Raw genomic sequence first — 20,340 nt, forward strand, 5'->3', positions numbered from 1 at the left:
CCCCGACGGCGCCCGCGCCCGGTATCGGCGGGCGTCGCGGCCCGACGTGCGCCGCGCCGCGCCGCCCAGCACCCTTGACTGGTGAGCAACCCACCGGTGATCGCGGCCGTCGACGGATCCGACCACAGCCTGCGGGCCCTGGAGTGGGCCCGTACGGCCGCCCTGTGCCGCGGCACCGGTCTGCTGGTCGCCCATGTACTGCCCGACGTCTCCCAGTTGTACGCGGGCCGCCGCTCCTCCCTGCACGACCCGAACCAGCCGAAGCGGTTCGCCGACCCCGTGGGCGACTACGTGCGCGGCGTCCTGGAAGCCGCCCCGGAGCTGCCCCGGGAGGTCCGCTACGAGGCCCTGGAGGGCTCCGTGCCGGAAGCCCTGCGGGTCATCGCCGCCGAGGCCGCGCCGGCCATGCTGGTGATGGGCTCCCGCGGGCGCGGCGGGTTCGCCACCCTGCTGCTCGGCTCCAACAGCAGGGCCGTCGCCACCAGCGCGACCTGCCCCGTCGTGGTCGTCCCGCACGCGGACCGCGACGCGCCCCCGGCCGACGCGCACGGCGACGGCCCGCACGGCGACGGCCCGCACGGAACGGACCCGTACGGCGCCGGGGCCTCCGCCGGCCGGGTGGTGCTCGGGCTGCACGCCGCGGAGACGCCCGAGGACGTGGTGCACTTCGCGTTCGCCGAGGCCGCCGCGCGGGGGACCACCGTCCAGGTGGTCTCCGCGTACGCCCTCCCGCCCGGCCCGAACCTGGTGATCGACAGTCCCTTCCAGGTGATCCCGCCCGAGGCGCTCGCCGACGACGGGGACGCCGTACCCGCCGAACGGGAGATGCTGCGCTCCCAGACGGAGCGCCTCGCCCCGCTGCGCGCCCGCTATCCGGACGTGCCCGTCGAGCAGGCCGCGGTGCCCGGGGACGCCGCCGGACGGCTGGTGGAAGCGTCCCGGACGGCGGCCCTGGTCGTGGTGGGCCGCCACCACCCGCGCCGGCGGTCGCTGCTGATGGGATCCGTGGCGCACGCGGTCCTCCAGCACGCGCACGGACCCGTGGCCGTCGTCCCGGCCCTCCACCCCGACGAGGACGCCTGACCTGGGCCGACCTGGCGAGGGGTGGCATCAAACGCGCCGACCGGGGGAAGGTGGGAGCGGGGGGACTGCTTCGCGCCGGCGGAGGAGGACGACCGGACCAGCCGTGGGTGGTGGCCGATGCCCGACACGCAGACGAACGAGACCGACGCGAGCGACGGGAGCACCGCGGGGAACGGCACCGAGGCGTACGAGGCTCCGGAGACGGCGGCGCAGCGCAGGGCACGGCGCGCCCAGTTCCTGCGCGACCTGAACGAGGCCCGGGAACTGCGCGACCGGGTCCAGCCCCGGCGCGCCCGTGCGGCCCGGATGCGCCAGCAGATGCGGATGCGCACATTCCGTTGGTGATCGGCCGGACGGCCGTCACCGCGACCGGCGCCGCGACACGGCCGCCGCGCCGAAGACCTCTCGCAAAGCCGCTGTTTCTGCCACGATGCCGATTGGGCGGGGTGCGGACCGGCGAGCGTCACGGCCGTTGCGGACCCCAACCTCCGGCCGGGGGGACCTCCAACCGGCACGCCTATGACCAGTGGGAGAGTCACGGTGTATTTCGCCGCACTGCTCGCGCGCACCGAAGACGGGTGGGAAGCGAGCGACCTGGAACTCGACGACGTCGAGTCCCTCAGTGATCTGATCGATCTCGCCCGTGCCGCCGCTGTCGACGACGACACGGTGGTCGCCCTCATCGAGCAGGAGGACGCCTGGTTCGGCGTCGTCCGCGTGGACGGGGAGGAGGACCCCCGGTACTACGTGTCGAACGCCTCCGCCGCCGACCGCAGCTCCTACGGCTCGATGCTGACCAAGGAGCTGCTGGGCAACGACGAGGACGACGACGAACTCGACGAACTGGACCTGGACGGTACCGAGGACGGCGAGGACGAACCGATCGCCGCGTTCACGGACGAGGGCGACGACGCGGACGACGAGGTGGGATCCGGCGCCGAGCCGGTCCCGGCCGGTCCGCTCGGCGACCCCCGGCTGCTGGACGACCTCGGGGTCGGCCACAAGGAACTGATGTCCCTCGACGGAGACGCCCTCTCGGAGATCGCCGACGCCCTCGGCGCCACCGAGGTACTGGAGGCCGTCCGCTAGTGATCACCGTGCACAACGCCCCGTACGACCCCGATCCCGTCCGGGATCCCTGGCGCGACCACATGCGCCTGGCGATGGCGGAGGCCGCTCTGGCGGTACCGGCCGGCGATGTGCCGGTCGGTGCCGTCGTGCTCGGCCCGGCCGGGGAGCTCCTCGCCTCCGGCCACAACGAGCGGGAGGCCACGGGCGACCCCACGGCGCACGCCGAGGTACTGGCGCTGCGCCGGGCGGCCGCCCGGCTCGGGGAGTGGCGGCTTCCGGGGTGCACCCTCGTGGTGACCCTGGAGCCGTGCGTGATGTGCGCGGGGGCGCTCGTGCAGGCGCGGGTGGCCCGGGTCGTCTACGGCGCGGGGGACGAGAAGGCGGGCGCGGCGGGGTCGCTCTGGGACCTCGTGCGCGACCGCAGGCTCAACCACCGCCCCGAGGTGATCCGCGGGGTGCTGGAGCAGGAGTGCGCGCTGCAGCTGACGGAGTTCTTCCGCGAGCTGTGAGGGGACGGTGAGGAGGGCCACTCGGTCCCGAGTTGCAAAGCACTCCCCGCCATCGGCTAGGATCTATCTCGGTAGTGTGTCCGAGTGGCCGAAGGAGCTCGCCTCGAAAGCGAGTATGGGGCAACCCATCGGGGGTTCAAATCCCTCCACTACCGCCCTTGACGAGAGCCCCGGTTCGTACGAACCGGGGCTCTCGCGCATGCCCGCCGTGACCGGCCGACCGCTCGGCCGTTGTCACGGCATGAACAAGACCCAGCGCATCCTCGCCGCCATCGCCCTCGCGGGGGCCGCCGCGGGCCTCGCCGCACCCGCCGCCTCCGCCGCGGGCCTCGCCCCCCTCACCCTCCCGGACCTGCCGACGGCCACCCCGGACATGCCGGCGGGCGCCCAGCCGCGCTCCGTCCAGGAGATCGGCTCGAAGCTCAGCGCGGGGGCCAACCAGCTCAACCAGCTGATGGAGCTGCCGAACCAGCTCGCGCCCCTGATCGCACCCGTCCAGCCGCTCACGGACCTCGCCGGCGGCCTCGAATAGCCGCACCCGGACACGACGGCACACTGGCGCACCGGAACGGCGGCACGGCGGCACGGCGGCACACGAAGAAGGCCCCGGCCGGAGCCGGGACCTTCGACGTTGGAACGGGGGAAGTGGCATCGGGGGGACAAGCCACTTCCCCCGATGAGGACGAGACCTACTAGCCCGAGCCGCGGTCAGGGGGGAAGCTCGCGGCTCGGACCCCGCAGTGAGGCCCTGTCCCTCGCCCACCGATTTCCTGCCAGAACCGGTGGGCTCCCCCCAATCCTGCGCCCCGCGCAACCCGGCACTCAACGGCAAAAGGCCCGTTCCGCCGGGTCATTGGTCCATAAAGGACAGGTGAGTGCCACAACTTGACCGGTTAGACTCCACCGACTTTGCAGTACCGGTTGGGGAGGCCGACACCGTTCATGGACACCAAGAAGCTCATCACGGGCGTCCTCACCGTGTTCGTACTCTTCGTGATCATCACTCAGCCGAAGCGGGCCGCCGAGATGGTGGGAATCGGCTTCCAGGGCCTGTCGGACGCGGCCTCCGGCATCGGCGAGTTCATCACCGAACTGGTGAGCTGAACCCGTACGCTGAAGCGGTTTCCGGACTTCCCGGCCCCCCACTCCGACGGGTGGGGGGTCTTTTGTATTCCCGCTATTCGAACATAACGCCCTGATATGCCCAACTTGCCCTCAACACGGCGATATACGGTGCTTGCGCACAGTGCACCTGTCTTGTGATGCTATGACCGCTTTTGACGGATAGTTGACCGAAAGGGTGGCGTGACCGTGCCGGCCAGTACTGCGCCTCAGGTGCCACCCCAGCAGGACCCCCAGGTGCCCCACCCGCAGGAGCCCCGCGCGGAGCCGCACGAGGAGCCCCCCTCCCCTCCGGTCGCCCCGCGGCCGCAGAGCCGGGGAGCCGACACCCGGGCCCTCACCCAGGTCCTCTTCGGGCAGCTGAAGGGCCTCCAGCCGGGCACCAGGGAGCACGAGCGGGTACGCGGGGCCCTGATCGAGGCGAACCTCCCGCTCGTCCGTTACGCGGCCGCCCGCTTCCGCAGCCGCAACGAGCCGATGGAGGACGTGGTCCAGGTCGGCACCATCGGCCTGATCAACGCGATCGACCGGTTCGACCCGGAGCGCGGGGTCCAGTTCCCCACCTTCGCGATGCCCACGGTGGTCGGCGAGATCAAACGGTACTTCCGGGACAACGTCCGCACCGTCCACGTCCCGCGCCGCCTCCACGAGCTGTGGGTGCAGGTCAACGCCGCCACCGAGGACCTCACCACCCTCCACGGCCGGACCCCGACCACCCCGGAGATCGCCGAGCGGCTGCGGATCAGCGAGGACGAGGTGCTGTCCTGCATCGAGGCCGGCCGCAGCTACCACGCGACCTCGCTGGAAGCCGCCCAGGAGGGCGACGGGATGCCCGGCCTGCTCGACCGGCTCGGCTACGAGGACCCGGAGCTGGCCGGGGTCGAACACCGCGACCTCGTGCGCCACCTGCTGGTGCAGCTGCCCGAGCGCGAGCAGCGGATCCTGCTCCTGCGGTACTACAACAACCTCACGCAGTCGCAGATCAGCGCCGAGCTGGGGGTCTCCCAGATGCACGTGTCGCGGCTGCTCGCGAGGAGCTTCGCCCGTCTGAGATCCGCAAACAGGATCGAGGCTTAACCGGATCGGGTGGAGGCGTTCCAGCGTTTCCCTACAGAACCGGCTCATTCCGCTCGGTCGGTGGTCTGTCGCTGGAGATACTTGTCGACATGACGCTACAGCGTGTTGCCGACATGTGACATTCTGCTGGAACCGCGTTTGCCGCAGCCCCGCCTCCGGTATTCAGGTGGAGGCTGCGTTCCTCCGACGGGCGCGCAGAGAAGCGCGACCGTCCGCGACCTCAAGGGGGTGGCATGTCCGTAGACCAGGGCAGCTCCAAGGTGCTCACGCTCGTCAAGCGTGAGGTGCCGGCAGCACCCGCGGCACACAACCGCTCGGAAGCCATCGACACCCGGACCCTCTCCCGCTCCCTCTTCCAGCGACTGGCCGCACTGGACGCGGACAGCCCCGAACGGGCGTACGTACGCGACACCCTGATCGAGCTGAACCTGCCGCTGGTGCGCTACGCGGCGGCCCGGTTCCGCAGCCGCAACGAGCCGATGGAGGACATCGTCCAGGTCGGCACCATCGGCCTGATCAAGGCGATCGACCGGTTCGACTGCGAACGCGGTGTGGAGTTCCCGACGTTCGCCATGCCGACCGTCGTGGGCGAGATCAAACGATTCTTTCGAGACACTTCCTGGTCCGTCCGCGTCCCGCGCCGGCTCCAGGAGCTGCGCCTGGCGCTGACCAAGGCCAGCGACGAGCTCGCCCAGAAGCTGGACCGGTCCCCGACCGTGCCGGAACTGGCGGCCGTGCTCGGCGTCTCCGAGGAGGACGTAGTCGACGGCCTCGCCGTCGGCAACGCCTACACCGCCTCCTCGCTCGACTCGCCCTCCCCCGAGGACGAGGGCGGCGAGGGCTCGCTCGCGGACCGCCTCGGGTACGAGGACACCGCGCTCGAAGGGGTGGAGTACCGGGAGTCGCTCAAGCCGCTGCTCGCCAAACTCCCGCCCAGGGAGCGGCAGATCATCATGCTGCGCTTCTTCGCGAACATGACCCAGTCGCAGATCGGCGAGGAGGTCGGCATCTCCCAGATGCACGTCTCCCGACTGCTGACGCGGACGCTCGCGCAGCTGCGCGTCGGCCTGATCGGGGAGTGATCCGGGGCCGGTCCGGGCACTGAGCGGAGGCCGCGGGGTTCACATTTGACATCCCGTCAGGAAAACTGGCGCGATGCGAACGGGATCCCGCACGGCGCTCGCCCTCACCCTGTGCGCCGCGGCCGCCGCCGCCCTCGCGGGCTGCGGCGGCCCGGCACGGGACGGCTACGTCGCCCTGGGCGCGGCCGCCCCCGGCCCCGAGCGGGGCTCGGGAGAGAACGTGGCACCCCGGGGCGGGGTCGAGTTCCAGGCCCTGCCGCCCGGCTCCGCGCCCTCCGCGACGGCGCCGGGCCCGTCCGGGGACCGGCCCGGCGGGAGCTCCGCCCCGGGCGGAGCGACGGCGGCGACCCCCGGCGGCTCCGCCTCCGGCCCCGGCACCCCGACCGTCCCGGACGCCTCCGGGGGCGCGGGCACGGGCGGCTCCGGCGGGGGCGGCACCCCGGGCTCGGGCGCTGCGGGCGGATCGGGCGGACCGGGTGGCTCAGGTTCGGGTGGCTCAGGTTCGGGCGGCTCAGGTTCGGGCGGCTCGGGTTCGGGCGGCTCGGGCGGCGGCTCCGGTGGCGGTTCGATCCCACCCGGCACCCCGGGCACGCCGACCCCGCCCACCCCTCCCGGCACGAAGCCCGGCACCCCGCCGCCACCGCCGCCGGCCACCCCGGCCCGGCTCACGCTGAGCGCCCCGGCCCGCGCGGCCGCGTCCGAGCGCTGGTGCGAGCGCGTCACGGTGACCTTCACCAACACCGGCTCCACGGCAGCCCGTTCGGGGACGGTCACCTTCGCGACGCACGTCATCGGCGCGCTCGGCATCGACTGGGCCACCGTCACCACCAGCCAGCCACTGCCCGCCCCCATAGCGGGCGGCACGTCGAGGACGCAGACCTACACGGTCTGCGTGGAGTCCTGGCGGGTGCCCCTGGGCATGCACGTGGACACCCGGAACGTCACGGCCACCTACGGATAGCCCCCGCTAGCCGACGATCCACAGGGCCACGCCGACCACGACCAGCAGGCCGAGGCCGACGGCCAGCCACACGCCCGCCCCGGAGCCGGACTCCTTCGGACGCCGGCGCGCGCCCGGCACGGACGGGGTTCGGGCCGGCTCGGCCTCCTCCACGAACGCGCGGAACATCTGGGTGCTGCCCGCGGGGTCGTAGGCACCCTCGGGGTCAGGTGAGTTGTGGTTCGCAGCCATGGCTCAGGACCTTAACGGGTTTTCCGATTCCTTTACCGCCGCACCCCCCAGTTTCATTTGCCTGTAGCAACCATTTGATTCTATGGTTGCCTGAAGCAACGAGATGGGGGCGGTCCCGTGACCACGCAGGCGGCGCAGAGCACCACCCGGTACGAGGAGCTGGCCCGCCAGCTCACCGGCATCGGAGCGGTCCGCCGCGACCTGGCCCGGATCCTGCCCCCCGACTGCCCGCCCGGCGCCGCCGCCGTCCTCACCGTGCTGGACCGGCACGGCGAGATGCGGCTCAGCCGGCTCACCGAGTTCATGGCCGTCGACATCTCCGTGTCGAGCCGCCACGTCGCCCACCTGGCGGCCCGCGGCTGGATCGAGCGGGAGACCGACCCGGGCGACGGCCGCTGCCGGATCCTGCGGCTCACCACCGCGGGCCGTGCCGTGCTCGGCGAGCTCGGCGCCCGCTCCACGGACGCGCTGGAGAAGGCGCTCGCCGACTGGCCGTCCGAAGACATCGACACGCTCAACACCCTGCTGGCCCGACTCCGATCGAGCTTCTAGACAAAGGAAACCCATGGCTACGACCACACCCCACGGTGTGCGGGGAGGCGGCCGGTCGGAGACCACGTCCGACGGCGCACCCATGACCCACGCCCAGATCATGAAGGCGCTGTCCGGGCTCATGCTCGGCATGTTCGTGGCGATCCTGTCCTCCACGATCGTCTCCAACGCCCTGCCCAAGATCATCAGCGATCTCGGCGGCACCCAGTCCTCCTACACCTGGGTCGTCACCGCCGCCCTGCTGTCGATGACGGCCGCGACCCCCCTCTGGGGCAAGCTCTCCGACCTCTTCAGCAAGAAGCTGCTCGTCCAGATATCCCTGGTCATCTACGTCCTCGGCTCCGTCGTGGCGGGCCTGTCCCAGAACACCGGGACGCTCATCGCCTGCCGCGTGGTCCAGGGCATCGGCGTCGGCGGCCTCTCCGCCCTGGCCCAGATCGTGATGGCCGCGATGATCTCCCCGCGCGAGCGCGGCCGCTACAGCGGCTACCTCGGCGCGGTCTTCGCCGTCGGCACCGTCGGCGGCCCGCTCCTCGGCGGCGTCATCACCGACACCGACTGGCTCGGCTGGCGCTGGTGCTTCTACGTCGGCGTGCCCTTCGCGGTCATCGCCCTGATCGTCCTCCAGCGGACCCTGCACCTCCCGGTGGTCCGCCGCGAGGTCAAGGTGGACTGGCTGGGCGCCTTCCTCATCAGCGGCGCCGTGTCCCTGCTGCTGATCTGGGTCACCCAGGCCGGCACCTCGTACGACTGGATCTCCTGGCAGACCTGGGCGATGACCGGCGGCGCCCTGGTGCTGGGCCTGCTCTTCGTCCTCGTCGAGTCCCGCGCGAGCGACCCGATCATCCCGCTGCGCCTCTTCCGCAACAAGACCATCAGCCTGGCCTCGGCCGCCTCGCTCTTCGTCGGCATCGCGATGTTCTCCGGCACGGTCTTCTTCAGCCAGTACTTCCAGCTGGCCCGGGGCGAGTCCCCCACCATGTCGGGCATCCTGACCATCCCGATGATCGGCGGCCTCTTCGTCTCCTCGACCGTCTCCGGCCAGATCATCACCAAGACCGGCAAGTGGAAGGCCTGGCTGGTCTCCGGCGGCGTGCTGCTGAGCGCCGGCCTCGGTCTGCTGGGCACCCTGCGCTACGACACCGCCTACTGGCACATCGCGATCTTCATGGCGCTGACCGGCCTCGGCCTCGGCATGATGATGCAGAACCTGGTCCTCGCCACCCAGAACCAAGTGGCCCCCGAGGACCTCGGCTCCGCCAGCTCGGTCGTCACCTTCTTCCGCTCGCTCGGCGGCGCCGTGGGCGTCTCGGCGCTCGGCGCGGTCATGGCCAACCGGGTCACCCACTACGTCAAGGAAGGCCTGGCCGAGCTCGGACCGAAGGCCGCCGCCATGGGCCACGGCGGCACCGGCGGGGGCGGGATCCCCGACCTCGACAAGCTGCCCGCACCGTTCCGCACGGTCATCGAGTCCGCGTACGGGCACGGCGTCGGCGACGTCTTCCTCTACGCCGCCCCGTTCGCGCTGCTCGCCCTGGTGCTGGTGGTCTTCATCAAGGAGGTCGCGCTGAAGTCGAGGCCGGCCGCCCACGCCCCGGCCGCCGAGGGCCCCACGGAGGCCCCGGCACCGGCCGCGGCGGCGGAGGGCGCGGCCCGGCAGTGACCGTGAGGGAGGCGCGGACGGGGCACTCGTGCTCCGTCCGCGCCTCCCTCACGTCCGGCTCCGGTCACCGGGGGCGCAGGCCCGGGGCCCGGCCCCCGGCCTTCGCCTCGATCCCCGCGATCAGGACGTCGAGGGCCAGACCGAAGTCCGCGTCCGGCGCCCGCCGGACCGTACCGCCGCAGCCGCTCAGCCCACAGCCGTTCAGGAACTGGGAGACCGCCAGGTGCGCTCCCGTCCGGCCGGGGTCCACCAGGCCGGTGGCGTCCAGCAGCCGCTGCAGCGCGGCGTCGAAGGCCCTCGCGTGCGGGCCGATGTTCGGGTAGGCCACGCTCAGCGGGGCCACCCACGGATGCTCCGCCAGCAGCCGCCGGTACCCGCAGGCGAGGGTCCGCAGCCGTCCCGGCCAGGCCTCCCGCGGGGGCGGCCCGGCCGGCAGCCGCTGTTGGCCCAGCGCGCTGTCCAGAGCCAGTTCGAGCAGGTCGTGCTTGGTGTCCACGTACCAGTACAGGGACATCGCGGTGACCCCGAGTTCGGCGGCCAGGCGCCGCATGGAGAACCGGCCCAGGCCCTCGGCGTCGAGCAGGCGCACGGTGGCGGCCGTGATCCTGTCCCGGTCCAGCCCCGACGGTGCCTCGCTGCGGCGTCTGGCGGGTACGGCGGGCCTGACGGCCAGCCACACACTGGTCCTGGTCCCGCCCGGATCGGCCTCGGTCGCCATGGAGGCACCCTCCTCGCCACAAGGGGATCAGCCCGGAATGCCCGGTCCGCCCTCTTGATGCTAGGGGGTCACCCCTCCGTGGAGGTGAGATCAGGACGAGCCGGTCGAGGGAGCCGTCAGGTCGTAGAAGGTGGCTCCGCCCACGGTGGTGGCCTTGAAGGCGCCCTTCACCCACTCCTCGATGGCGCTGCCCGCGGCCCCGCCCGGACCGCCGCCGCGGCCCGCCGCGCCGTCGCCGCGGGCGATGAACCAGTGGATCCTCCCGGCCTTCACGTACTCCTGGAACCGCTCCAGGGTCGGGGAGGGGTCGCTGCCGTTGAAGCCGCCGACCGCCATCACGGGAACGCCCGAGGCCAGCTGGTAGCTCGCCGCGTTCTGCGAGCCGATGGCCGCCGCCGCCCAGGTGTGGCGGGAGGCGTCGGAGCGCAGCGCGGCCGTGGCCTGCGCACCGACCCGGGTCCCGCCCAGCAGCCCGCCGGGACCGCCCTGGCCACCGGAACCGCCCCGGCCGCCCCGGGCCTCCTGCCCACCGGGTCCGCCGGGTCCGCCCTGCGTCCCCCCTGCGCCCGGCATCCGGCCCGGCATCGGGCCCGGCACGCCCTGCGGCATCCCTTGCGGCATCCCCTGGGGTGGTGCCTCCCCGCCGGGGGCGAAGCGTCCCGGCATGCCGCCCGGTCCCCCGGACCCGCCCCGGCCGCCCGCCACCGCAGGACCGGCGGTCACGATGGAGCCCGTGTGGCCGGTGCCCACCGTGGTCAGGCAGTACGCGAACGGGCCCGCCAGCGCCGCGAAGAGCCCGACGGCCGCGGCCCCGAGCAGCGCCCGGCGTCCCAGCCGGGCCGCGAACGGCAGCGCCGCGGCCGCCCCGAGCCCCGCGACCAGCACCGTCCAGCGCAACCAGGGCAGGTACCCGGCGGAACGGCCGAGCAGGACGAAGGCCCACCACGCGGTCAGCGCGAGGGTCCCGGAGAGGGTGAGGGCGGCGGCGCGGCCGCCCCTCTCCTCCCACAGCACGGACACGCCCATGCCCACCAGCGCCGCCACGAAGGGCGCGAGGGCGACGGTGTAGTACTCGTGGAAGATGCCCTGCATCCAGCTGAAGACCACGGCCGTGATCAGCAGGGAGCCGCCCCAGGCGAGGAAGGCCGCGCGGGCCATGCCCTCCAGCGTGTCCGTGGCCCGGGAGGCCCGCCAGGTGACGGCCAGCCCGGCCACCAGCAGCACCAGGGCCGCGGGCAGCAGCCAGGAGATCTGGCCTCCGATGTCGCCCGAGAAGAGCCGGTCGATTCCGGTCTGCCCCCAGCCGCCCCCGCCCGGGCCGCCCGCGCCCCCTCCGCCGACGCTGCCCGTCTCGTTGCCGCTGATCCGGCCGAGGCCGTTGTAGCCGAAGGTCAGTTCCAGGAAGGAGTTGTGCTGCGAACCGCCGATGTACGGGCGGGAGTCGGCGGGCCACCACTCCACCACGGCCACCCACCAGCCGCCGGCCGCCAGCGCGGCCAGTCCGGCCAGCAGCAGCTGCCCCAGGCGCCGGCGCAGCCGCGTCGGCGCGCAGACGGCGTAGAGGACGGCGAGCGGCGGCAGGATCACGAACGCCTGGAGGGTCTTGGTCAGGAAGCCGAGGCCGACCGCGACGCCGGCCCAGACCAGCCACCGGGTGTGGGCCCCTTCGAGGGCGCGCAGCACGCAGTACACGGTGACGGTCAGCAGCAGGGTGAGCAGCGCGTCGGGGTTGTTGAAGCGGAACATCAGGGCGGCGACGGGGGTCAGCGCGAAGGCGGTGCCGCTGAGCAGGGCCGCCGCCGGGCCGAACTGGCGGCGTACGGCCGCGTACAGCACGGCGGTGGTGGCGACGCCCATCAGGGCCTGCGGGACCAGGATCTGCCAGGCGCCGAGCCCGAAGAGCCGTACCGACAGCGCCATCGGCCACAGGGCCGCCGGGGGCTTGTCGACGGTGATGGAGTTCGCGGCGTCGGAGGAGCCGAAGAAGAAGGCCTTCCAGCTCTCGGAGCCCGCCTGTACGGCGGCGGAGTAGAAGGAGTTGGCGTAGCCGGAGGCGCCCAGGTCCCAGAGCAGGAGCACGGTGGTGGCCAGCAGCAGGGCGGCGTACGCGGGCCGTTCCCAGCGGGGCCGGGTGGCCGCGCCGTGCGCGGTGGCGGGAACGGGGGCGGCGGGTGGGAAGAGCGGAAGCGCGGCCGTGGTCACGGACCCTCCTCGGTCGTCGTGGGGATGGTGGGGGCGGCCGGCTTCCCGGGGGCGCCCGGGGCCCCGGGGCGGCCGTCGCGCGGGCCGGGGCGGCCGTCGCGCGGTTCCGGGAAGACCCAGGCGCGGAACAGCAGGAACCGGAGCACGGTGGCGGCGAGGTTGGCGGTGATCAGCACGGCCAGCTCGGTGCCGTGGGCCGGCTCCGCGGTGGCCGCTCCGAGGGCGGCGAGGGACCCGCTGGTCAGGGCCAGCCCGATGCCGAACACCACGAGCCCCTGGGCCTGGTGGCGCACCGCACGGGCCCGCCCGCGCACCCCGAAGGTCAGCCGGCGGTTGGCGGCGGTGTTGGCGACGGCGCACAGCAGCAGCGCGGCGGCGTTCGCCCCCTGCGGTCCGGCCGCTTCCCGCAGCGCGGAGTAGAGCAGCAGGTAGAGCAGGGTGCTCAGCACGCCGACGGCGCAGAACCCGAGCAGCTGCCGGGCCAGTCCGCGCGGCACCCCCGGCAGGGCGCCGCGGTCGCGCGGATCGTCTCCGAAGGGGCGGGCGAGCCGGTCGAGCGGCAGCGCCCCGACGGCCAGCGCCCGCCCCACCCGCCAGACCCCCTTGAGGTCCTCGGCGGCGGTGCGTACGAGGTGCACGCTGGAGTCGGGATCGTCGACCCAGTCCACCGGCACCTCGTGGATCCGCAGCCCGGCCCGCTCGGCGAGCACGAGCAGCTCGGTGTCGAAGAACCAGCCGGAGTCCTCCACCAGCGGCAGCAGCCGCTCGGCCACCTCACGCCGGATCGCCTTGAACCCGCACTGGGCGTCGCTGAAGCGGGCGGCGAGGGAGGAACGCAGCAGCAGGTTGTAGGCCCGGGAGACGAACTCCCGTTTCGCTCCGCGCACCACCCGCGAGGAGCGGGCCAGCCGGGTCCCGATGGCCAGGTCGGAATGGCCGGAGATCAGCGGGGCCACCAGCGGCAGCACCGCGTTCAGGTCCGTGGAGAGGTCCACGTCCATGTACGCGAGGACGGGCGCCTCCGACCGGCTCCACACGGTGCGCAGGGCGCGGCCACGGCCCTTCTCCTCCAGCCGCGTGCTGCGCACCTCAGCGAGGTCCCGGGCGAGGCCGGCGGCGACCTCGGGGGTTCGGTCGGTGCTCGCGTTGTCGGCGACGGTGATGCGGAAGGGGTACGGGAAGGTGCGGGTGAGGTGGGCGTGCAGCCTGTGCACGCACGGGCCGAGGTCCTCCTCCTCGTTGAAGACCGGGATCACCACGTCGAGTACGGGCACACCGGGCCGGAGCGCGAGGGGCGCCCGGGCCGGCAGGGCCCCTGGAGAGGCGTCGGTTGACATGCTCCGACCCTCGCGGGACGCGCTGTCACCGCTGTGTGGTGAGCCTGTGCCCCGTCTGTGAGTCCCCTGCCGGGCCGGGGGCGAGGGGCAGCGCGACCTCGAAGGCGGTGCGGCCCGGCGCGCTGTGCACCTCGACCCGCCCGCCGTGCGCCGAGACGACGGCCTGCACGATGGCGAGGCCGAGGCCCGTGGAGCCGGCGGCGCGGGAGCGGGAGGCGTCCCCCCGGGCGAAGCGCTCGAAGACGTGGGGCAGGAGCTCGGGCGGGATGCCGGGGCCGTCGTCCTCGACGCGGAGCCGGACGGCGGATGTTTCACGTGAAACACGGGCCGTGACGGTGGTGCCGGGCGGGGTGTGGGTGCGGGCGTTGGCGAGGAGGTTCACCAGGACCTGCTGGATCCGGGCCGCGTCGGCCCGTACGGGCGCGGGCTCGTCGGGCAGGGCCAGGTGCCAGTGGTGGTCGGGCCCGGCGGCCCGCGCGTCGCTGACGGCGTCGACGACGAGGGGGGCCAGGTCGGTGTCGGCGGTGGACAGCGGGCGGCCCGCGTCGAGGCGGGCGAGCAGGAGGAGGTCCTCGACCAGACCGGTCATCCGGGTGGCCTCGGACTCGATCCGGCCCAGTGCGTGCCGGGTGTCGGGGCCCGGCTCCTCGCGTCCCCGGCGGGTCAGTTCGGCGTATCCCCGGATGGAGGCCAGTGGGGTGCGCAGCTCGTGGCTGGCGTCGGCGACGAACTGGCGGACCCGCGTCTCGCTCTGCTGGCGGGCGGTGAGCGCGGAGGAGACGTGGCCCAGCATCCGGTTGAGGGCGGCGCCGACCTGGCCGACCTCGGTGCGGGGGTCGGCCTCGGCGTCGGGCACCCGCTCGTGCAGGTCGGGTTCGCCGCTGTGCAGGGGGAGTTCGGAGACGCGGGTGGCGGTGGCGGCGACCCGGCGCAGCGGGCGCAGGGCGACCCCGATCAGGGCCTGTCCGGCGAGGGAGGCGGCGATCAGCCCGGCGAGGGTGACGGAGACCTCGACCCCGACGAGGGTGCCGACCGTACGGTCGACGTCGCGGAGCGGGATGGCGAGGACCAGGCTGCCGTCGGCGGCGCTGCGCACCCGGTAGCCGCCGAGTCCCGGCAGCTCCGCCTCCACCGGCCCGGGGCGGCCGTGTGCGGCTCGGCGGGCGGCGGCGAGGAGGGCCTGGGACTGGGTCTCGTCGAGGGGGCGGACGTGGTCGAGCGGGGAGCCGTCGCCGGAGGAGCTGAGCCCGGAGGCGAGGACCTTGCCGTCGGGGCCGAGGCGGATCCCCGCGGTGCCGGTCGGGTTGCCCGGGGCCAGGACGAAGCCGAGGCTGTTCTCGCGGGCCGCCTTCCCCGCGCCGGGGCCGCGGAAGGCCATGTCCAGGGAGACGCTCAGCTGCTCGTCGAGCCGGTCGACCAGGTACGAGCGCAGCGCGAGGGTGGTGACGGTGCCGATGGCCGCCCCCACGACGGCGATCAGCGCCACCGCCGAGACGACGAGCCGGGTCCGCAGGGACCAGCGGCGGCGGAGCAGGGGCGGGCGCAGGGCCACTACTCGGCCGGCTTGATCAGGTAGCCGGCGCCGCGCCGGGTGTGGATCATCGGGGGCAGTCCGGTGCCGCCCTCCAGCTTCCGGCGCAGGTAGGAGATGTAGAGCTCGACGACGTTGGCCTGGCCGCCGAAGTCGTAGGACCACACCCGGTCCAGGATCTGCGCCTTGCTGAGCACCCGGCGCGGGTTGCGCATCAGGTAGCGCAGCAGCTCGAACTCGGTGGCGGTGAGGTGGACCTCCTGGCCTCCGCGCACCACCTCGTGGCTGTCCTCGTCGAGGCTCAGGTCCCCGACGGTCAGGACCGAGCCGCCCCGGGCCGCCTGGGCGGCGCCGGAGCGGCGGACCAGACCGCGCAGCCGGGCGACGACCTCCTCCAGGCTGAAGGGCTTGGTGACGTAGTCGTCGCCGCCCGCCGTCAGGCCGGCGATCCGGTCCTCGACGGAGTCCTTGGCGGTCAGGAACAGCACCGGGACCTGCGGGATCTCACGGCGCAGCCGGCCGAGGACGGCCAGCCCGTCCATGTCGGGAAGCATGATGTCGAGGACCACGACGTCGGGGCGGAACTCCCGCGCGGCCCGTACCGCGCCGGCTCCGTCGCCGGCGCTGCGGACCTCGCAGCCCTCGTAGCGCAGGGCCATGGACAGCAGCTCGGAGAGCGAGGCCTCGTCGTCGACGACGAGGACCCGGCAGGGGCCGCCGTCGGGCCGTACCAGGGCCGTCGGGGTGCCGGTGGACGTGGACGCGTGGGAGGTGGTCGTCGCAGTCATGACTTCACGTTGGGCGCCGCCTCTGAGAGCGTTCTTGCCCCTTCCTGTGAATCTCCTGAGAAACGCCGCTCAGGAAACGGGGGCCGGCCCGAGCCCGAACAGGCGGGCGCCGTTGTCGTGGCAGACGGCCCGCAGCCAGTCGTCGCCGAGGCCGAGGCGTTCGAGGGCCTGGAGCTGGTGCTCGTAGGGGTAGGGGATGTTCGGGAAGTCGGTGCCCAGCAGGATCCGGTCCCCGAGGTCCGCGAGCCGTCCGAGCTCCGTGGGCGGGAAGCCGTTGAGCCGCTCGGAGAAGTCGGTGAAGACCATCGTGGTGTCGAGGAGGACGCCGGGGTGACGGTCGGCCAGGTCGAGGAAGTCGACGTACTCGGGCATGCCCATGTGGGCGATGATCAGCCGCAGGCCGGGCGTGCGCTCCAGCAGCCGGCCGACGGGCCCCGGACCGGTGTACTTGGCCGCCACGGGGCCGGAGCCGCAGTGGATCACGGTCGGGATCCCGGCCTCGGCCAGCAGCCCCCACACCGCGTCCAGCCGCTCGTCGTTCGGGTCGTACCCGCCGACCTGGAGGTGCGCCTTGAAGACGCGGGCCCCGCCCTCCACGGCCCGCCGCACGTACGCCGCCGCGTCCTCCTCGGGGAAGAAGGTGGCGGTGTGCAGACAGCCGGGCGTGCGGGCGGCGAAGTCCGCGGCCCAGGAGTTGAGCCAGGCGGCCATCGCGGGCTTGTGCGGGTAGAGCATGGAGGTGAAGGCCCGGACCCCGAACTCCCGCAGCAGCGCGACCCGCTGCTCCTCCTCGTGCCGGTAGGTGATGGGCCACGGGATCCCGGTGAGCGGGCCGAATCCGTCGAAGTAGTCCCAGACCTTGGTCAGGACCCGCTCGGGCATGAAGTGCGTGTGCACGTCGACCAGTCCGGGCAGTCCGAGCCGCTCACGGAAGGCGCGGAGCGTCTCAGCCGTTGCGGGCAAAGCCGTGGCTCCGCTCTACGGTCGCGACGTGCAGGGTGTAGCTCTCGTACCAGTGGGCGCGGCCCTGCTTCATCGCCGCCTGGTGTTCCATGTCCTCCCGCCACACGCCCAGGGACTCGTGGTCGCGGAAGTAGGCGACGGTGATCCCGAGGCCTCCGGGGGTGCGCGCGGACTCGTAGCCGAGGAAGCCGGGGTTGTCGGCGACGAGCTGGTTCATCCGGGCATTGGTCTCGGGGTATCCGCTCTCGTCGGGGGTGCGGACGTTGCTGAATACGGCCATGACATAAGGCGGTTCGAACGCCTGAACGGGCTGGATGCTCATGCCCTCCACCCTCGGCGGACGGCCCCCGGCATGTCCACCGCAAACAGCCCCGGAAGGCCAAAGGGATCCAAGTTTTGACCTTGCCCGGCGGGACGGCCCCGCGTCAGAACAGGCCGTCCTGCGCGGCCGGGGGCACCGCCGGGGGGATGTCCGCGAGCGGCACGTCGGTGACCGCCTCCGGGGGCGCCGCGGCCAGTTCCCAGCCGACCAGCAGCCGGGTGTCCAGCACGAGCCCGTCGGCGAAGTGCAGGTCCGGCCCGGCGGCGCCCACGAGCCGGCCCGCGACGGTCCCTCCCGGCACCAGTTCCGTGACCACCCGGGCCGGAGCGGGCAGGCCGTCCGGCCAGAACACTGCGGCGTGGTCGGTGACCTCGCAGCCCACCCGTTCCAGGGAATCGGGCCACCCGGGCAGCGCGGCGGCGCGGGCGTGCAGCTCGGCGACCTCCCGGGCCCGCTCGGGCCCGGCCGGCAGCCCCGCCCGTACGGCGCGCTTGCGGGCGTACGCGATCCGGTCGGGCACCCCGAGGGCGGCGCGCAGCAGTTCCTCGGTCCGGCGCGCGGCCATCAGCGGCCCGCGCCCCAGCCAGGCCCAGGTGACCGCCCCCTGTTCCAGCAGCCGGACCGCCCCGCGCTCCTCGGCGGTGATGCCGACCTTGACCATCCCGGGCCCGAACCAGGCCAGGTACACCCGGTACGTGCGCGGATCGGCGGCGTTGGTGTCGGCGGCCACCGAGAAGGACCGGTCGAGGCGCGCGCACTCGGGGCACTGGGCCGATCCCGTCCGCCCGGGTACGGTCCGGGCCGCCGGGCACGGGGTCCGCTTCCCGGCCCGCCGCACACCCGGGCAGCGCCGCTCTCCCCGCGCCTCGAAGGCCAGGAGCCGCCCGTACCCGAGGGGGCCGGCGCGCTCCCGGCCGGCCGGGTCGCACCAGCCGATGGCGGGGCCGCCGCCGCTCCACCGGATGCCCGTACAGCGCCAGGTCACAGCGGGAGGGAGCGCTCGAAGAAGGTCTCCAGCACCACGGTGGCCTGGGTGCCGCTGACCCCGTCGATGGCGTAGAGGCGGCGCAGGACGTCCTGCAGCTGCCCGGTCGTGGCCGTGCGTACCTTGACCAGGACGGACGCGCTGCCCGCGATGATGTGCGCCTCCTGGATCTCGGCGATGGCCGCGAAGGCCTCACGCGAGTCCCCCATCCAGGCGCGGGAGTCGACCATGACGTAGGCGAGCACCCCGCTTCCGACCGCGGCCGGGTCCACGTCGACGGTCGTGCGCCGGATGACCCCGCGCTCGCGCAGTTTGCGCACCCGCTCGTGGGTGGCGCCGGCCGAAAGCCCGACGGCCGCGCCGAGGGCGGCGTAGGACTGGCCCGCGTCCTCCTGGAGGCGCCGGACGAGTGCCCGGTCGATGTCGTCCACGCGCTGTTCCTCCCCTGGGACCCGCAGCTCTTGCGAAGACGGTACCTGATCCTGCAATCTCACGATCACGCCGAACACAATTCGGCTCACCACTCAACTGGGGGAATCATGTCAGGCATTGCCGACCTCGCCTTGTACGAGATCCTGGATGAACGTTTCCGTACCGGCCGCTGCGCCAACGGCGACATGCGCCTGGAGCGACTCCACGACGACTGCCGCTGGGCCGAGGGCCCGCTCTACCTGCCGGCCTGGCGCCAGCTGGTGTGGAGCGACATCCCCAACGACCGGATGCTGCGCTGGGACGAGGCCACCGGCGCGGTCTCGGTCTTCCGCTCCGCGGCCGGGCACTCCAACGGCAACACCCTCGACCGCGAAGGCCGCCTGATCACCTGTGAGCAGGGCAACCGGCGCGTCACCCGCACCGAGCCCGACGGCCGGATCACCGTCATCGCCGACCGCTACGAAGGCAAGCGGCTCAACAGTCCGAACGACGCGGTGGTCCGCTCCGACGGCTCGGTCTGGTTCTCCGACCCGGACTTCGGCATCACCAACGACTACGAGGGCCGGCGCGCGCCGAGCGAGATCGGCGCCTGCAACCTCTACCGCGCCGACCCGGCCACCGGCGAGGTCCGGCTCGTCGCGGACGGCTTCCTCGGCCCGAACGGCCTGGTCTTCTCCCCCGACGAGAGCGAGCTGTACGCGGCCGACACCCGCGCGGGCCACATCCGCGCCTTCAAGGTCGGCGACGACGGCACCCTCTCCGGGGACCGGGTCTTCACGGCCTGCCCCTCGGTGGACAACATCCGCTTCGACGACGAGGGCCGGCTCTGGGCGGCTGCGATGGAGTCGGGGGTGCACTGCTACGCGGCGGACGGCGACCTGATCGGCCGCCTGCGCGTCCCGGAGCCCGTCTCGAACATCGCCTTCGGCGGCCCGAAGAACAACCGTCTCTTCATCACCGCCACCACCTCGCTCTACTCCCTGGTGATGTCGGTGACGGGCCTGCCCCGCGTCCTGCCCGCCCGGCCGTAGGGGGCGCCCGCGTCCGGCGCCGGAGGCCGCCCGTCACCCGGACGGCCCCCGGCAGCCGCCCGACAGGGCTAGCGGGCCACGAACTGGGTGAGGATCGCCTGGACCTCGTAGATGTTCACGCCCTTGGTGAAGGTCTTCTCGATCGGTGCCGCGCTGCCCGATATCCAGATCTTCAGCTCGGCATCCAGATCGAAGTGCCCGGCCGTCTCCACGGAGAAGTGCGTGATGCTCCGGTACGGGATCGAGTGGTACTCGACCTTCTTGCCGGTGAGGCCCTGCTTGTCGATCAGCACCAGGCGCCGGTCGGTGAACAGGATCGTGTCCCGGATCAACAGGTACGCGGCGTGCACCTGCTCCCCATGGCCCATCAGCCGGGCGTAGTCCCGCTGCGCCGAGGCGGGGTCGATGTGGTGGGCATTGCCGAACAGACCCATGGAGTCCCCCTTCAAAGGTTCAAAAGACCATCCGACCGCGAAGGCTATCCACGGGGACGTGAGGACAACGCAAGAGGCCCCCCGGTGAACCGGGGGGCCTCTTCGGCTGTGCACTCGGCAGGATTCGAACCTGCAACCTTCTGATCCGTAGTCAGATGCTCTATCCGTTAAGCTACGAGTGCTTGGGCTTCCCGGGGTTTTGCGCCCCGTTGGCCTTGCGAGAACAACAATACATGGACCTCGCCG

At 73.0% G+C, this 20,340-nt stretch carries 22 protein-coding genes, 2 tRNA genes and 1 pseudogene; 13 read left to right on the forward strand and 12 right to left on the reverse strand.

What is annotated here, in order from left to right; all coding sequences use genetic code 11:
• Positions 1 to 81: 81 nt before the first annotated feature.
• From ACZ5D2_RS00185 to ACZ5D2_RS00230, 10 genes are all read left to right on the forward strand, one after another.
• On the forward strand, positions 82 to 1,083 hold the full coding sequence (locus ACZ5D2_RS00185) for a universal stress protein (protein ID WP_371677540.1): 1,002 nt from the start codon (positions 82 to 84) through the stop codon (positions 1,081 to 1,083).
• Between the two features lie 117 nt (positions 1,084 to 1,200).
• Positions 1,201 to 1,428, forward strand: coding sequence for a hypothetical protein (locus tag ACZ5D2_RS00190; RefSeq protein WP_371677541.1), 228 nt, complete (start codon positions 1,201 to 1,203; stop codon positions 1,426 to 1,428).
• 195 nt (positions 1,429 to 1,623) lie between these two features.
• Positions 1,624 to 2,172 (forward strand): tRNA adenosine deaminase-associated protein, encoded by a 549-nt coding sequence (locus tag ACZ5D2_RS00195; protein ID WP_371677542.1) that lies wholly within the window; start codon positions 1,624 to 1,626, stop codon positions 2,170 to 2,172.
• A 62-nt stretch (positions 2,173 to 2,234) separates the two neighbouring features.
• A complete protein-coding gene (gene tadA / locus ACZ5D2_RS00200) occupies positions 2,235 to 2,663 on the forward strand; it encodes a tRNA adenosine(34) deaminase TadA (protein WP_371681210.1) in 429 nt (142 codons plus the stop codon).
• 70 nt (positions 2,664 to 2,733) lie between these two features.
• A tRNA-Ser gene (locus ACZ5D2_RS00205) sits at positions 2,734 to 2,818 on the forward strand.
• 86 nt (positions 2,819 to 2,904) lie between these two features.
• A complete protein-coding gene (locus tag ACZ5D2_RS00210) occupies positions 2,905 to 3,195 on the forward strand; it encodes a hypothetical protein (protein WP_266840482.1) in 291 nt (96 codons plus the stop codon).
• Between the two features lie 410 nt (positions 3,196 to 3,605).
• Positions 3,606 to 3,767: a hypothetical protein gene (locus ACZ5D2_RS00215; RefSeq protein WP_266840481.1), complete on the forward strand. Its 162-nt coding sequence runs from the start codon at positions 3,606 to 3,608 to the stop codon at positions 3,765 to 3,767.
• A gap of 207 nt (positions 3,768 to 3,974) precedes the next feature.
• Positions 3,975 to 4,862, forward strand: coding sequence for an RNA polymerase sigma factor SigF (locus tag ACZ5D2_RS00220; RefSeq protein WP_356212042.1), 888 nt, complete (start codon positions 3,975 to 3,977; stop codon positions 4,860 to 4,862).
• A 233-nt stretch (positions 4,863 to 5,095) separates the two neighbouring features.
• Positions 5,096 to 5,944: an RNA polymerase sigma factor SigF gene (locus ACZ5D2_RS00225; RefSeq protein WP_266840480.1), complete on the forward strand. Its 849-nt coding sequence runs from the start codon at positions 5,096 to 5,098 to the stop codon at positions 5,942 to 5,944.
• Positions 5,945 to 6,017: 73 nt separating this feature from the next.
• On the forward strand, positions 6,018 to 6,905 hold the full coding sequence (locus tag ACZ5D2_RS00230; protein ID WP_468926100.1) for a hypothetical protein: 888 nt from the start codon (positions 6,018 to 6,020) through the stop codon (positions 6,903 to 6,905).
• A 6-nt stretch (positions 6,906 to 6,911) separates the two neighbouring features.
• Here ACZ5D2_RS00230 and ACZ5D2_RS00235 read toward each other — a convergent pair whose 3' ends face one another.
• Complete coding sequence (locus ACZ5D2_RS00235) at positions 6,912 to 7,136, reverse strand: hypothetical protein (protein ID WP_371677544.1); 225 nt, start codon at positions 7,134 to 7,136, stop codon at positions 6,912 to 6,914.
• 117 nt (positions 7,137 to 7,253) lie between these two features.
• On the opposite strand from ACZ5D2_RS00235, the gene ACZ5D2_RS00240 reads away from it, so the two are divergent.
• Together ACZ5D2_RS00240 and ACZ5D2_RS00245 are read left to right on the forward strand one after the other, a co-directional pair.
• A complete protein-coding gene (locus tag ACZ5D2_RS00240; protein ID WP_371677545.1) occupies positions 7,254 to 7,688 on the forward strand; it encodes a MarR family winged helix-turn-helix transcriptional regulator in 435 nt (144 codons plus the stop codon).
• Between the two features lie 82 nt (positions 7,689 to 7,770).
• Positions 7,771 to 9,339 (forward strand): annotated as a pseudogene (locus ACZ5D2_RS00245) (MDR family MFS transporter); the annotation flags it as partial.
• 76 nt (positions 9,340 to 9,415) lie between these two features.
• Here ACZ5D2_RS00245 and ACZ5D2_RS00250 read toward each other — a convergent pair.
• The 9 genes from ACZ5D2_RS00250 to ACZ5D2_RS00290 form a co-directional block, all read right to left on the reverse strand.
• Positions 9,416 to 10,069, reverse strand: coding sequence for a TetR/AcrR family transcriptional regulator (locus ACZ5D2_RS00250; RefSeq protein ID WP_371677546.1), 654 nt, complete (start codon positions 10,067 to 10,069; stop codon positions 9,416 to 9,418).
• A 90-nt stretch (positions 10,070 to 10,159) separates the two neighbouring features.
• Positions 10,160 to 12,271: a glycosyltransferase family 39 protein gene (locus tag ACZ5D2_RS00255; protein WP_468926105.1), complete on the reverse strand. Its 2,112-nt coding sequence runs from the start codon at positions 12,269 to 12,271 to the stop codon at positions 10,160 to 10,162.
• Entirely contained in the window at positions 12,268 to 13,608 is a 1,341-nt protein-coding gene (locus tag ACZ5D2_RS00260) for a bifunctional glycosyltransferase family 2/GtrA family protein (protein WP_468926108.1), read from the reverse strand. The genes ACZ5D2_RS00255 and ACZ5D2_RS00260 overlap by 4 nt, the downstream gene beginning before the upstream one ends.
• 25 nt (positions 13,609 to 13,633) lie before the next feature.
• Positions 13,634 to 15,160 carry a sensor histidine kinase gene (locus tag ACZ5D2_RS00265; RefSeq protein WP_371677549.1) on the reverse strand — a complete coding sequence of 509 codons (1,527 nt, stop codon included), beginning with the start codon at positions 15,158 to 15,160 and terminating at the stop codon, positions 13,634 to 13,636.
• Positions 15,160 to 15,927, reverse strand: coding sequence for a response regulator transcription factor (locus ACZ5D2_RS00270; protein ID WP_371677550.1), 768 nt, complete (start codon positions 15,925 to 15,927; stop codon positions 15,160 to 15,162). Before ACZ5D2_RS00270 ends, ACZ5D2_RS00265 begins: the two co-directional genes overlap by 1 nt.
• Positions 15,928 to 15,996: 69 nt before the next feature.
• Positions 15,997 to 16,890, reverse strand: coding sequence for an amidohydrolase family protein (locus tag ACZ5D2_RS00275; protein WP_371677551.1), 894 nt, complete (start codon positions 16,888 to 16,890; stop codon positions 15,997 to 15,999).
• Positions 16,874 to 17,212, reverse strand: coding sequence for an antibiotic biosynthesis monooxygenase family protein (locus ACZ5D2_RS00280; RefSeq protein ID WP_371677552.1), 339 nt, complete (start codon positions 17,210 to 17,212; stop codon positions 16,874 to 16,876). The genes ACZ5D2_RS00275 and ACZ5D2_RS00280 overlap by 17 nt, the downstream gene beginning before the upstream one ends.
• A 103-nt stretch (positions 17,213 to 17,315) precedes the next feature.
• Complete coding sequence (locus ACZ5D2_RS00285; protein ID WP_468926114.1) at positions 17,316 to 18,197, reverse strand: DUF2797 domain-containing protein; 882 nt, start codon at positions 18,195 to 18,197, stop codon at positions 17,316 to 17,318.
• Positions 18,194 to 18,628, reverse strand: coding sequence for an Lrp/AsnC family transcriptional regulator (locus ACZ5D2_RS00290; RefSeq protein WP_371677554.1), 435 nt, complete (start codon positions 18,626 to 18,628; stop codon positions 18,194 to 18,196). Before ACZ5D2_RS00290 ends, ACZ5D2_RS00285 begins: the two co-directional genes overlap by 4 nt.
• Before the next feature lie 108 nt (positions 18,629 to 18,736).
• Here ACZ5D2_RS00290 and ACZ5D2_RS00295 point away from each other — a divergent pair, with 108 nt between their 5' ends.
• The gene (locus ACZ5D2_RS00295; RefSeq protein WP_371677555.1) at positions 18,737 to 19,660 is read left to right on the forward strand and encodes an SMP-30/gluconolactonase/LRE family protein; all 924 of its coding nucleotides are present in this window, start codon (positions 18,737 to 18,739) and stop codon (positions 19,658 to 19,660) included.
• Positions 19,661 to 19,728: 68 nt separating this feature from the next.
• Here the strand turns inward: ACZ5D2_RS00295 and ACZ5D2_RS00300 are convergent, their stop codons facing one another.
• Together ACZ5D2_RS00300 and ACZ5D2_RS00305 are read right to left on the reverse strand one after the other, a co-directional pair.
• Positions 19,729 to 20,094 (reverse strand): PH domain-containing protein, encoded by a 366-nt coding sequence (locus tag ACZ5D2_RS00300; RefSeq protein ID WP_371677556.1) that lies wholly within the window; start codon positions 20,092 to 20,094, stop codon positions 19,729 to 19,731.
• Positions 20,095 to 20,203: 109 nt separating this feature from the next.
• Positions 20,204 to 20,276 (reverse strand) — tRNA-Arg (locus tag ACZ5D2_RS00305).
• Between the last annotated feature and the right edge of the window lie 64 nt (positions 20,277 to 20,340).

The organism is Streptomyces sp. NPDC031479, from assembly GCF_055581065.1.

Excerpts from the sequence above, each read along its gene's own strand:
- ACZ5D2_RS00295 (WP_371677555.1), top strand. The coding sequence starts at position 18,737 with ATGTCAGGCATTGCCGACCTCGCCTTGTACGAGATCCTGGATGAACGT.
- ACZ5D2_RS00270 (WP_371677550.1), bottom strand. The coding sequence starts at position 15,927 with ATGACTGCGACGACCACCTCCCACGCGTCCACGTCCACCGGCACCCCG.
- ACZ5D2_RS00260 (WP_468926108.1), bottom strand. The coding sequence starts at position 13,608 with ATGTCAACCGACGCCTCTCCAGGGGCCCTGCCGGCCCGGGCGCCCCTC.
- ACZ5D2_RS00280 (WP_371677552.1), bottom strand. The coding sequence starts at position 17,212 with ATGAGCATCCAGCCCGTTCAGGCGTTCGAACCGCCTTATGTCATGGCC.
- ACZ5D2_RS00210 (WP_266840482.1), top strand. The coding sequence starts at position 2,905 with ATGAACAAGACCCAGCGCATCCTCGCCGCCATCGCCCTCGCGGGGGCC.
- ACZ5D2_RS00235 (WP_371677544.1), bottom strand. The coding sequence starts at position 7,136 with ATGGCTGCGAACCACAACTCACCTGACCCCGAGGGTGCCTACGACCCC.
- ACZ5D2_RS00300 (WP_371677556.1), bottom strand. The coding sequence starts at position 20,094 with ATGGGTCTGTTCGGCAATGCCCACCACATCGACCCCGCCTCGGCGCAG.
- ACZ5D2_RS00225 (WP_266840480.1), top strand. The coding sequence starts at position 5,096 with ATGTCCGTAGACCAGGGCAGCTCCAAGGTGCTCACGCTCGTCAAGCGT.
- ACZ5D2_RS00230 (WP_468926100.1), top strand. The coding sequence starts at position 6,018 with ATGCGAACGGGATCCCGCACGGCGCTCGCCCTCACCCTGTGCGCCGCG.
- ACZ5D2_RS00190 (WP_371677541.1), top strand. The coding sequence starts at position 1,201 with ATGCCCGACACGCAGACGAACGAGACCGACGCGAGCGACGGGAGCACC.
- tadA (WP_371681210.1), top strand. The coding sequence starts at position 2,235 with ATGCGCCTGGCGATGGCGGAGGCCGCTCTGGCGGTACCGGCCGGCGAT.
- ACZ5D2_RS00250 (WP_371677546.1), bottom strand. The coding sequence starts at position 10,069 with ATGGCGACCGAGGCCGATCCGGGCGGGACCAGGACCAGTGTGTGGCTG.
- ACZ5D2_RS00215 (WP_266840481.1), top strand. The coding sequence starts at position 3,606 with ATGGACACCAAGAAGCTCATCACGGGCGTCCTCACCGTGTTCGTACTC.